Raw genomic sequence first — 11,800 nt, 5'->3', positions numbered from 1 at the left:
CCAAGGACCAGGAGGAACGCATGGCACGCATCGGTTTCGTCGGGCTCGGCCGCATGGGGGCGCATATGGCGCGCAACCTGGTCAAGGCGGGGCACGAGGTCGTCGCCTTCGACATCGTGCCCGAGGCGGTCGCGGTGGTGGTCGCGTCGGGTGCGACCGCGGCGTTTTCCTCCGCCGCCGCGGCGCGCGATGCAGATGTGGTCATCACCATGCTGCCGGCCGGCGAACAGGTGCGCGATGCCTGGCTGGGGCAGGGCGGCCTGATGAAAGCGGCGCGCGCGGATGCGCTGCTGATGGATTGCTCGACCATCGATGTCGCGACCGCGCGCGATGTCGCCGCTGCGGCGGGGCGGCCCTTCCTGGACGCGCCGGTTTCGGGCGGCGTGATGGGGGCTGAGGCGGGCACGCTCACCTTCATGGTCGGCGGCAGCGCGGAGGCGGTGGCGCGCGCGCGTCCCGTGCTCGAGGCCATGGGCCGTACCATCGTGCATTGCGGCGAGGCAGGTGCAGGCCAGGTCGCGAAGCTGTGCAACAACATGATGCTCGCCGCCACCATGGCGGTGACCAGCGAGGCCTTCGTGATGGCCGAGAAGCTCGGCCTGCCCGCGCAGGCGCTGTACGACGTATGTTCGAAATCCACCGCGATGTCATGGGCGCTGAACAACTACTGCCCGGTGCCGGGACCGGTGCCGGCGAGCCCCGCCAACCGCGACTTCGCACCCGGATTCACGGCGGCGCTGATGCGCAAGGACCTTGGGCTCGCGCAGCAGGCGGCGAAGGATGCGGGCGTCGCCACACCCGTCGGCGCCCTGGCGCTGTCGCTGTTCGATCGCCTGGTCGAGGGCGGCGCGGCGGACAAGGATTTCTCCGCCATCATCACCCTGGTGCGCGAAGGGGCAGCATCGTGACCATCAGCTTTGTCTCGCCGCGCCTGCTGATGATCGGCGGCGGTTCCGTTGCGAAACTCGCGGAGGTGCTGGCGCAGTTCGGCCTGTCGCGGCCGCTGGTGGTGACCGACCCGTGGATGGTCTCCTCCGGCACGGTCGAAAAGGCCCTGGCGCCGCTACGCGCGGCGGGGATCGCGGCCGGCGTGTTCAGCGACACCGTGCCCGACCCCACCGACACGGTGATCGAAGCGGGTGTCGCCGCGATGAAGGCGGGCGACTACGACTGCCTGGTGGGCTTCGGTGGTGGGTCGCCGATGGACACGGCCAAGGCCATGGCGATCCTGGGCGCGGCTGCGCCGGGTGTGAAGATGCGCGACTTCAAGGTGCCCGCACAGGCGAACCGTGGCGCGCTGCCGGTCGTGTGCATCCCGACCACGGCCGGCACCGGCAGCGAGGCCACGCGCTTCACCGTCATCACCGATACCGAACGCGACGAGAAGATGCTGATCGCCGGCCTCGGCGCGCTGCCGTTGGCCGCGGTGGTGGATTTCGAACTCACCTATTCGTTGCCGGCGCGCATCACGGCGGATACCGGCATCGACAGCCTCACGCATGCGCTGGAGGCCTTCGTGTCGAAGCGCGCGAATGACGAGGCGGACGAATACGCGCTGCGCGCCATGCGCCTGATCGCGCCCAACCTGCGCACGGTCTACGGCGAGCCGTCGAATGCCATCGCGCGCGCCGCGATGATGAAGGGCGCCACGCTTGCGGGGATCGCGTTCAGCAATTCCTCGGTCGCGCTGGTGCATGGCATGTCGCGGCCGATCGGGGCGCATTTCCATGTGCCGCACGGGCTGTCCAACGCCATGCTGCTGCCGGCGGTGACCGAGTACAGCCTGAACGCCGCGCTGCCGCGCTATGCCGAGGCCGCGCGGGCGATGGGTGTGGCGACGGCGGCGGAGGGCGACCAGTCGGCGGCGGCGAAGCTGCTGCAGGAGCTGCGCGACCTGAACCGCGACCTGGCGGTGCCGACGCCGGCCGCCTATGGCATCGCTCCCGCGACGTGGGACGGGTTGCTGCCGACCATGGCCGCGCAGGCGCTGGCCAGCGGATCGCCGGCAAATAATCCGGCGGTGCCGACGGCGGAGGAGATCGTCGCGTTGTACCGCCGCGCCTGGGCGGGGTGAACGCTACGGCGCCGGCTTTGCCCCGGCCGGCGCCTCGGCCTCGTTCCGCCGCAGCCGCGTCCGCCCGGTGAACAGCACGATGGGTGCTGCGATGAACACCGACGACCCGGCCGAGATCACGATCCCCACCACCATCACCCAGGCGAAGCCGGCCAGCGTATCGCCGCCGAACAGAGCCAGCGGCAGCGCCGAGAGCAGCAGCGTCATCGACGTGCCGAGCGAGCGGTTCATCGTCTCGTTGATCGACAGGTCGACCAGCTGGTCGAGCGGCATCTGCTTGAACTTCCGAAGGTTCTCCCGCATGCGGTCGAACACCACGACCTTGTCGTTCGCGCTGAAGCCGATGACGGTCAGGATGCCGGCGATCGTGGTCAGGTTGAACTCGATCTGGAACAGCACCATGAACCCAATGGTCTTGGTCACGTCCAGGATCAGCGTGGTGACGGCGGCGATGCCGAACTGCCATTCGAATCTGGCCCAGATGTAGATCAGCATCGCGAGGAACGACAGGCCGAGCGCCATCATGCCGCCGATGAAGAGTTCGTCCGAGATGCGGTTGCCCACCGCCTCGACCCGCAGGATGCGCGTGCCGGGTGCGACCTGTTCCAACGCCGTGCGCACGCGGTTGACCGCGACCTGCACCGCGCCCTCGTCACCCTGCGCGGGCAGTCGCAGTGCGAAGGTGGAGTTGTCGCCGAACTGCAGCAGCGTGGCGTCGCCGAGCCCCAGCCCGCCGACGGCGCCGCGCAGCGCGCCGATGTCGCCTGGGCCGGGCGTGCGCACCTCCATCTCGATGCCGCCTTCGAAGTCGATGCCTTTCTCGAGGCCCGGATAGAAGGCAATGGCGATCGAGGCGCTGGACAGCAGCGCCGAGACGATCAACCCGATGCGCGCGCCCTTCATGAACGGGATGCGCGTATTGTCGGGGAAGATGCGGAACAGCGGGCGGCGCAGGCGTTCGACCAGCGACAGGCCCGAGCGCTGGAAGACCGGCAGTTCCTTCGGCCGGGTGCGCTTGTACCACCAGGACATGAACAGCCGCGTCAGCACGGTCGCGGTCCACATCTGCACGACGGTGCCGACCGCCACGGTGACCGCGAACCCCTTCACCGGGCCCGAGCCGAAGGCGTAGAGGCAGGCCATGGCGATCAGGTTCGTGACGTTGGAGTCGAGGATGGTGCCCGACGCCTTGGTGTAGCCGGCCTCGAGCGCGTTGATCGGCGTTCGCCCGTTACGGACTTCCTCGCGTATGCGTTCGTTGATGAGGATATTGGCATCGAGAGCGGTGCCCAGCGTCAGCACGATGCCGGCAATGCCGGGCAGGGTCAGCGTCGCCTCGATCAGCGACATGAAGGCGACCATCAGGATGATGTTGAACAGCAGCGCGATGTTCGCGAACCATCCGAACAGGCCGTAGGCCAAGCCCATGTAGAGGAAGACGAAGAGCGTTCCGACTGCCAGCGCGATGGTGCCCGCGCGGATCGCGTCCGCGCCGAGTTCCGGCCCGACCGTGCGTTCCTCGACGACCGTCAGCGGGGCGGGCAGGGCGCCGGCGCGCAGCAGCACCGCCAGGTCGTTGGCGGACCGCGCCGTGAAGGACCCGCTGATCTGCCCCTGGCCGCCCAGGATCGGTTCTCGGATCACCGGCGCGGTGATCACCTTCTCGTCCAGCACCACGGCGAAGGGGCGGCCGACATTCTCGCGCGTGATCTGCGCGAAGCGGCGGGTGCCGACCGAATCGAAGGTGAAGTTCACCACCCATTCGCCGGTGCGGCTGTCCTGGCCGGCGCGGGCGTTGGTCAGGTTGGCGCCGTCCACCTCGACGCGGCGGCGCACGGCGAAGCGCTCGCCCTCGCGCTCGCCGGGCAGGAACATCACGCCGGGCGGGGGCGTGGTGGCCAGGCCCGCGGCCTCGTCCACCAGGTGGAAGGTCATGCGGGCGGTGCGGCCCAGCAGGTTCTTGATGCGGTCGGGGTCCTCGATGCCGGGCAGCGTCACCAGGATGCGGTTCTGGCCCTGGCGGGCGATCAGCGCTTCCGAGACGCCGGTCTCGTCCACGCGGCGGCGGACGATCTCGATGGATTGCTCGACTGCCGAGGATGCCTTGGCGCGCAGCCCGGCCTCCGTGAGGGTCGCCCAGATCTGCCCGTCGGGCAGGCTGGTGACATCCATGTCCGGGATGGATTGCCCGGTATTGGATTGGATCGGGTTGGCGAGTTCGCGCAGCGCCGCCACGGCGGCGGGCACCTGCGCGGGGTCGGTCACACGAAGCCCCATGCGGCGGTTCGCTGGGTCGGCGGTGAGGTTCACGTAGCGCACATTGGCCGTGCGCAGGCGCGTGCGCGCGGCATCGACCATGCTGTCGAGGCGTTCGCGCACCACGGTGTTCAGGTCGACTTCCAGCAGGAGGTACGACCCGCCCCGCAGGTCGAGGCCGAGATTCACCTGGCGCACCGGGAACCAGTCGGGGAAGACGGCGCGCGGCAACAGGTTCGGGATGCTCACAAGCACCCCGGCCAGGCAGACCATCAGGATCGCGATGGTCTTCCAGCGCGCGAAATGTAGCATCGGCAATCGGTACCCCAGGTTCGAAGCGGGCGGACAATGGCGAGGGGGGGCAGGGGATGCAACCCCGCCGGTGGGGCGGATTTCCATGCCTACGCGAAGCGGCTAGGACCGGCGCATGAGCGCCCCGGACCCCCGACTCGCCCTTGGCATCCTTGGCGTCGGCCATTTCGGCCGATTCCACGCGCTGAAGGCGGCGGCCAACCCACGAATCCGCCTGGTCGGGCTGCATGATGCGGATCCGGCGCGCGCAGCGGCCGTCGCCACCGAGGCGGGGGCGCCGGCGATGGACGCCCCGGCGCTGATCGCCGCCGCCGACGCGGTAATCATTGCGGCACCGACGCGGTTCCACTTCTTGCTGGCCGAGGCTGCCCTGGCCGCGGGGCGGCATGTCTTCATCGAGAAGCCGGTCGCCGCGACGCTGGCCGAGGCCGATGCGCTGCTGGCCCAGGCCGCCGCGGCGGGCCGCGTGCTCCAGGTGGGGCATATCGAGCGCTTCTCAGCCGCCTTCGGTGCCGTGACCGAGGCTGCCGCCGGCCCAGGCGCGCTGTCCTGGGAGGCGGTGCGCGCCGCGCCGTTCCGGCCGCGCAGCCTCGATGTGTCGGTCGTGCTGGACCTGATGATCCATGACATCGACCTGGTGCTGACGCTCGCCGGCACCGAGCCGGTCGGGATCGAGGCGGTGGGCGCGGCGGTGGCGTCGGATCGACCGGATTTCGCGGTGGCGCGGCTGCGCTTTCCGGGCGGGCGGGCGGCGGTGATCACCGCCTCGCGCGTGTCGCTCGCGATGGAACGGCGGCTGCGCGTGCTGGGCCACGAGGGCGAGATGAGCGTGAATTTCCTGGACCGCTCACTGGCGGTGCTGCGCCGTGGCGGGGCAGAGGCGGTCGCGACCATGCCCGGCCACGGAATCGACCGCGCGACCTGGACCGACCACGACAGCCTGGAGGCGGAGCAGGCGGCCTTCGTGGCGGCCTGCCTGGATGGCGCGCCGGTTGTGGTGGATGGCGCCGCCGGCCGGCGCGCGCTGGCCGTGGCGCTCGCGGTCGAGGAGGCGATTCGCAGCGGCTGACCGTCAGTCCCGGTGACCCCAACGGTCGACACTGGCGCTGGTGGCGCGTTCGCCGGCCTCGTTGAAGCGCACCACCTTCAGGCGGGCGCCGAACAGGCTGAACGGGTTCATCCAAACACCGGCGCTGCCGATCGACCCGATCGACCAGGACAGGTTGGTGACGGTGCTGGCGCCCGCCGTGCCGCCCTTGCCGCGGAAGGCGGCGTGGCCGAATTCGTCGAGGAAGGTGTCGCCCTCCGCGCCCTCGCCGAGGTTGCAGCCGTAGAACAGGACGCGCGCCTGGCGCCGCAGCAGCGTGGGCGGGATCAGGCCGAGCATGCCGAAATCCATGCCGTCCACGGTGCCGCCATCGGCGAGGCTGAGCGCACCGGGCGAACCGTGCGTGTCGAAGATGATGAAGCCCACCTGGACATAGCCATCGAGCGCCGCCTTCAGCGTATCGAGGCAGGAGACCGGGTGCATCGCGCAGGTGCCGCCGGTTTCGTCCTTGAATGCCTGTGCATTCGCGGCGAATTGCGGGTCGTAGAGATAGAGCGTGTCGATGGCTGTGCGCATGGCGGTCCGTTCCCTGGGCTGGCGGCCTTGCCCGATGGCGTGGTCGCCGCGATGATCCTGCGCATCGCGCCCGGTGCGCTCAACGAAGGCCTTCAGGGCCAGGAGGAACGCGCATGACCCCTCGCATCGCCATCGTGGGCGCCGGCGCCGTCGGCGGATATGCGGGCGGCTACATGGCGCAGGCCGGCCACGACGTGACCTTTGTCGATCCATGGCCGGAGCATGTCGAGGCGATGCGCACGCGTGGCCTGACCATCGCGCACCTGAAGGACGTGCCGGAATTCACCGTGCCGGTGAAGGCGATCCACCTGACCGAATTGCAGTCCTTCGCGAAGGAACGCCCGGTCGACATCGCCTTCGTCTGCATGAAGTCCTACGACACCGCCTGGGCCACGACGATGATCGCGCAGTATCTCTCGCCCAGCGGCTATGTGGTGTCCCTGCAGAACTGCATCAACGAGGAAGTCATCGCCGACGTTGTCGGCTGGGGGCGGGTGCTGGGCGCGATCGCGTCTCTGATCACGGTGGAGTTGTCGGCGCCCGGGCTGGTGAAGCGGGCGGCGGGGAAGTCGGGCGCGTCGCACACGGTGTATCGCGTGGGGGAGCCGCATGGGCGGATCTCACCGCGGGCAGAGTTCATCACATCGCTGCTCGCACTGTCGGATTCGGCGCTGACCACGTCCAACCTGTGGGGCGAGCGCTGGTCGAAGCTGGTGGCGAATGTCATGGGCAATGGCATCGCGGCGGCGACCGGGCTCTTGGCCAAGGACGCCACGGCGGATGACGCGATCCGCGCCTTCGCGGCGCGGCTGGGGAGCGAGGCGATCCGCGTCGGCCAGGCGCTGGGCTATGACCTCGAGGAAATCCTGCATCTCGACGCCGAGGTCATCGCGCGCGCGGGCGAGGGTGATGACACGGCGCGTGCTGCCTATGACGCGCAGCGCCTGGCGGATACGCAGAAGCCCGGCGGCGGGGCGCATCGCGCCTCGATGGGCCAGGACATGATGAAGGGCCGGCGGACCGAGATCGAGTACCTCAACGGCTTCGTCGTCGCGCGCGGGGCGGAGATCGGCATCGCCGCGCCGGCCAATGCCGCGCTGACGGAGATCGTGAAGCGCGTCGAGCGCGGCGAGGTGGCTGCATCGCCCGACCTGATCCGCGGGCTGCGGCTGAACTGACCCGGCCATGAAGGTCGCGGTGATGGGAGCCGGTGCGGTCGGTTGCTACTATGGCGGCATGCTCGCGCGGGCAGGTGTTCCGGTCACGCTGATCGGGCGGGCGCAGCATGTCGACGCGGTGTGCGCGCGTGGATTGCTGCTGGAGATCGGCGCCGACCGCTTCACCGTGCCAATGGACGCGACCACCGAGGCTGACGGCGTGGCCGGGGCGGACATCGTGCTGTTCAGCGTGAAGTCTGGCGACACCGAGGCGGTCGGACGACAGATCGCGCCGCATCTGCGCCCCGACGTCACGGTCCTGAACCTGCAGAACGGCGTGGACAATGCGGATCGGCTGCGGCCGGTCGTGAACCGGACCGTCGTGCCGGTTGCGGTCTATGTCGCGACGGCGATGGTGGGGCCCGGCCATGTCGTGCATCACGGCCGCGGCGAATTGGTCATCGGCCCCTGCGAAGCGGGGGAGCGCATCGTCGCGCAGTTCGGCGCGGCGGGAATCCCGACGCGGGTGTCCGAGACGCCTCTCGATGCGTTGTGGGGCAAGCTGATCGTGAACTGCGCCTACAATGCGCTCTCGGCGCTGACGCAACTGCCTTATGGGCGGTTGCTGCCGATGCAGGGCGTGCGGGAGGTGATGGCGGATGTCGTCGCCGAATGCGTCGCGGTGGCGAAGGCGTCGGGCGTGAACGTCGCGCCAGACGTTCTCGCCCAGGTGCTGGGGCTGGCCAAGACCATGCCGGGCCAGCGCTCATCGACCGCTCAGGACCTCGCGGCGGGCAAGCCGACGGAGATCGACCACCTGAATGGCCTGGTGATCCGCCGCGGCGCGGCGCTGGGCATCCCGACGCCGGCGAACCGCGTGCTGCACACGATGGTGAAGGTGGCCGAGGCGACGCGCTGAGCGCCCCTTGCCCGCGCGCGCCCGTCGCGCTCCCTTGCATGCGCGCGTCGGCCGCGCGACGCTTCCCCGCAACGACACCAGGGGAAGCAAACGCCATGCGAAATCCGATGGAATTGACCGGCCGCACGGTCATCGTGACCGGCACGGGGCAGGGGATCGGCCGGGCCATTTCGGAGCTCGTGCTCGACCTGGGCGGCAACCTGGTGATGGTCGAGCGCAACCCGGAGACCTTCGCGGCCGTCTCCTCCGCGCTGGCGGGCGAGCGCACCCTGGCGATCCAGGGCGACGTCACGGATGAAGTAGTCTGCGCCCGCATCGTCGATGACGCCGTCGCGCGCTTCGGGGCCGTGCATGGCCTGGTGAACAACGCCGGCATTACGCGGCCCGCGATGATCGAGAAAATGACCCTGCCGCAGTGGCAGGCGGTGATCGACGTGAACCTGACCGCCTGCCACCTGATGCAGCAGGCGGTCGGCCGCCACATGATCGCCCGTGCCAAGGCGGGCGAGGAGCGGCCAGGCGCGATCGTCAACATCTCCTCGACCGCGGGCAAGCGCGGGTCGATCGGGCAGGTGAACTACGCCGCGGCGAAGGCGGGGCTGTATGGCGTGACCATGAGCGCGGCGCTGGAATGGGCACGCTACGGCATCCGCGTGAACTCCGTCGGCTTCGGCACGGTCGAGACGCCGATGACGGAAGTCGTGCGCTCCGAACGCTTTCGCGAACGGACGCTGGCGCGCATTCCGCTCGGGCGGATCGCGCAGCCGAAGGAAGTCGCGCCGCTGATCTGCTTCCTGCTGTCCGAGGGCGCGTCCTTCATCACCGGGCAGAACTGGATCGAGGATGGCGGCAGCCACATGCAGCCGTAAGGGCAATCCGGCGGCACGGCGGAATGCCCCTCGGTCCCGCCTGCACCGCCAGCGGCACCAGGCGCCGCGCGCAGATCATCTGGGCGGCTTCCACTCTAGGGAGGACGAACGCCCAAACGGGCGCCGCCGGTCGTGCGGCGACGCCGAGCGGCCCGGATGGGCCGCCACACAAAGGCTTTATCCGGGCAGGACCAGTTCCTGCCCGATGCCGCGGCAATCCATCTCGTACTCCAGGCCCTCCACAGGCGGGCGGCAATCCTGCCAGGTCAGGCCGTGGCGCGCGGCGCCGCGGTTGACGATCGCCTCGGACAGCGCCGGCGGTAGCGGGTGGATGGTATAGGCCTGCACGCCGGTGGTGTCGGCCCAGCCATGGCCGAGCAGGCCCATGCGGCGTTCCATCTCGCCCAACACCCAGAGGCCCTTCTTCAGCATGCCGGCGGGCGATGTGTCGCCATAGGCGATGGTGTTCTCGCGATAGGTGCCCTTGCCTTCGGCTGATTCGCCGCTTCCGGCGACGGCGAAGGACGACGCCGCTCCCGCATCCGGCACGGTGTAGACGAAGGCGTGGAAGCAGGGTTCGGCAGGTGGCGCGTGACGCGGGCACACATTGCTGCGCGCAACCGGGTTCGCGCCGTCGCGCAGCACGCCCCACTCGCCGAGCACCTTCGCGTAGCCCGCGTTGAACGTCGCGAAGCCGGCCTCGGTGAAGGGCGCGGGGGATCGCAGTTCGCAGGCCGCGAAGGCGGTCAGCGGGCGCCCGAGTGCTGAGAGATGCGCCGCGATGCGTCGCCAGCCCTCCGCCATCGGCAGCGGTTCGGCGAAGCGTGCGCGTTCCAACCGGAACCCCGGGAGAGCCGCGACACCGCCGGAATACTGCATGACGGCCGGGATGAAGCGGTAGCCGGCGTCCGCGATGGCGATGGTGCTCATCAGCGCTTCGTCACGCCCCAGAAGACTGGGATGGTGGTCGGGCGCAGGCCCTCGACATTGGCGCGATGCGCCGCCAGCACGCGGAACTGTCCGCCATTGATGTAGGGCAGCACGGCATAGGCGCGGGCGTGCACCTGCTCGAGGATCTGGCGGCGCTTGGCGGGATCTGCTTCCTCCCACCAGGCGGCGCGCAGGCGTTCGAGTTCGGTATCGCAGGGCCAGCCGGCGAGGCCGCCCTCGCAGGGCGAACCGAGATAGAGGTTCACCAGCGGGTTCTGTGCGTCGAGCACGTTCGCCACGGTCACGAACAGGTTCCACCCACCCTGTTCCACCGGCTCGCGCCGGTTGCGCCGTTGCGTCAGCGTCGCCCAGTCGGTCGCGACCACGTCCATGTTGAGGCCGGCGCGACGCATGTTCTCCGCCATGGTCAGCGTCACGGCGTTGTTGATCGGGCTGTCGGTCGCGTTGAGGAAGACCACGCGCTGGCCATTGTAGCCGGCCTCGCGCAGCAGGGCGCGGGCGCGTTCGACATTGATCTCACGCAGGCCCTGCGCGCCGGCGCTGCTTTCCAGCGGCGTGCCGCAGAGGAAATAGGCCGGGCAATAGGGCACCTGCTCGGACGGCGGCACGCCGACCGCCTGCAGGTTCTCCTGCTGGTTCACCAGGTACAGCAGCGCCTGGCGCGCGCGCGGGTCGTTGAAGGGCGGCACCTGGTGGTTCGGGCGCAGCCAGACCATCGACCCGATCGGATTCAGCGCGAAGGTGCGGATATTGCGGTTCCGCGCCAGCACCGGCAGCACGTCGGGCGAGGGCTGCTCGATGAAGTCGATCTCGCCGGATTGCAGCGCGGCCGCCGCGGTCGCGGGGTCGCTGATGCCGAGCCATTCGATGCGTTCGAGTTGCACCACCTTTCCGCCGGCAAGCCCATCCGCCGGTTCACTGCGGGGGCGATAGGCCGGGTTGCGGACATAGACGGCACGTTCGCCCGGCGAGAAATCCTGCTGGCGGAAGATGAAGGGGCCGGAGCCCGTCGCGTCCGTGATCGCCGTGGTGGCGGGCGTGGAGGCGATGCGTTCGGGCATGACAAACAGCGCGCTCGCGGTCGGGCGCGCGAGCGCTTCCACCACCAGGCCGAAGGGGCGCGACAGGCGCAGCGTGAAGGTGCGGTCGTCGACCACCTCCAGCGCGGCGGTGGCCGACATCAGGGCGCGCCCGGCGATATCGCGCTGCGCCCACCGGCGGATCGAAGCGACGGCATCAGCCGCGCGCACCGGCTGGCCGTCATGGAAGGCCAGGCCCTCGCGCAGGGTGAAGCGATAGGTGCTGCCGTCGGCCGAGACCTCGTGCCGTTCGACCATCTGCGGGCGCGCCTCGCCCTGGCTGTCGAAGGCGTAGAGCTGGTCGTAGACCATGAAGCCGTGGTTGCGGACGAAGGCGGCGGTCGAGAGCACCGGGTCGAGGCTGGCCAGCATGTTGACCAGGACAACGCGCAAAGTGCCCTGTGGCGCCTGTTGCGCGGGGGCCGGCGTGGCCGTGACAAGCAGCGCGGCAACGGCCGCGGCGATGGTGAAGCGTCGCCTGGACATGGCGTCCTCCCTGGTCCGGTGCCGGCATCATGCCTGCGGCGTGCGGCTTGTCCATCGGGCGCGGCTGGACGTG

General features: G+C 69.8%; 10 protein-coding genes. 6 read left to right on the top strand and 4 right to left on the bottom strand.

The window, feature by feature from the left end; all coding sequences use genetic code 11:
• The first annotated feature begins 20 nt into the window (after nucleotides 1–20).
• Together mmsB and MWM08_RS12945 are read left to right on the top strand one after the other, a co-directional pair.
• A complete protein-coding gene (gene mmsB, locus MWM08_RS12950) occupies nucleotides 21–908 on the top strand; it encodes a 3-hydroxyisobutyrate dehydrogenase (protein WP_244459847.1) in 888 nt (295 codons plus the stop codon).
• A 29-nt stretch (nucleotides 909–937) separates the two neighbouring features.
• Complete coding sequence (locus tag MWM08_RS12945; protein ID WP_423816049.1) at nucleotides 938–2,074, top strand: iron-containing alcohol dehydrogenase; 1,137 nt, start codon at nucleotides 938–940, stop codon at nucleotides 2,072–2,074.
• A 3-nt stretch (nucleotides 2,075–2,077) separates the two neighbouring features.
• Here MWM08_RS12945 and secD read toward each other — a convergent pair whose 3' ends face one another.
• A complete protein-coding gene (gene secD / locus MWM08_RS12940; protein ID WP_244459845.1) occupies nucleotides 2,078–4,642 on the bottom strand; it encodes a protein translocase subunit SecD in 2,565 nt (854 codons plus the stop codon).
• 115 nt (nucleotides 4,643–4,757) lie between these two features.
• Here secD and MWM08_RS12935 point away from each other — a divergent pair, with 115 nt between their 5' ends.
• Complete coding sequence (locus MWM08_RS12935; protein WP_244459844.1) at nucleotides 4,758–5,711, top strand: Gfo/Idh/MocA family protein; 954 nt, start codon at nucleotides 4,758–4,760, stop codon at nucleotides 5,709–5,711.
• A 3-nt stretch (nucleotides 5,712–5,714) separates the two neighbouring features.
• Here the strand turns inward: MWM08_RS12935 and MWM08_RS12930 are convergent, their stop codons facing one another.
• Nucleotides 5,715–6,266 (bottom strand): DUF4347 domain-containing protein, encoded by a 552-nt coding sequence (locus tag MWM08_RS12930; RefSeq protein WP_244459843.1) that lies wholly within the window; start codon nucleotides 6,264–6,266, stop codon nucleotides 5,715–5,717.
• Between the two features lie 113 nt (nucleotides 6,267–6,379).
• Here MWM08_RS12930 and MWM08_RS12925 point away from each other — a divergent pair, with 113 nt between their 5' ends.
• The 3 genes from MWM08_RS12925 to MWM08_RS12915 all read left to right on the top strand — a co-directional run bounded on the left by MWM08_RS12925 (nucleotide 6,380) and on the right by MWM08_RS12915 (nucleotide 9,211).
• A complete protein-coding gene (locus tag MWM08_RS12925; protein ID WP_244459842.1) occupies nucleotides 6,380–7,444 on the top strand; it encodes a ketopantoate reductase family protein in 1,065 nt (354 codons plus the stop codon).
• 7 nt (nucleotides 7,445–7,451) lie between these two features.
• Nucleotides 7,452–8,342, top strand: a complete 891-nt coding sequence (locus MWM08_RS12920) for a ketopantoate reductase family protein (protein WP_244459841.1) — start codon at nucleotides 7,452–7,454, stop codon at nucleotides 8,340–8,342.
• 107 nt (nucleotides 8,343–8,449) lie between these two features.
• Nucleotides 8,450–9,211 carry an SDR family NAD(P)-dependent oxidoreductase gene (locus tag MWM08_RS12915; protein ID WP_244459840.1) on the top strand — a complete coding sequence of 254 codons (762 nt, stop codon included), beginning with the start codon at nucleotides 8,450–8,452 and terminating at the stop codon, nucleotides 9,209–9,211.
• Between the two features lie 177 nt (nucleotides 9,212–9,388).
• Here the strand turns inward: MWM08_RS12915 and cnbZ are convergent, their stop codons facing one another.
• Entirely contained in the window at nucleotides 9,389–10,141 is a 753-nt protein-coding gene (gene cnbZ / locus MWM08_RS12910) for a 2-amino-5-chloromuconate deaminase CnbZ (RefSeq protein ID WP_244459839.1), read from the bottom strand.
• A complete protein-coding gene (locus tag MWM08_RS12905) occupies nucleotides 10,141–11,727 on the bottom strand; it encodes an ABC transporter substrate-binding protein (RefSeq protein WP_244459838.1) in 1,587 nt (528 codons plus the stop codon). Before MWM08_RS12905 ends, cnbZ begins: the two co-directional genes overlap by 1 nt.
• Nucleotides 11,728–11,800: the final 73 nt, after the last annotated feature.

This window comes from Roseomonas fluvialis (assembly GCF_022846615.1).
Taxonomy (GTDB): Bacteria; Pseudomonadota; Alphaproteobacteria; order Acetobacterales; family Acetobacteraceae; genus Neoroseomonas; species Neoroseomonas fluvialis.
This window is presented reverse-complemented; position numbering and strand designations above follow the sequence as displayed.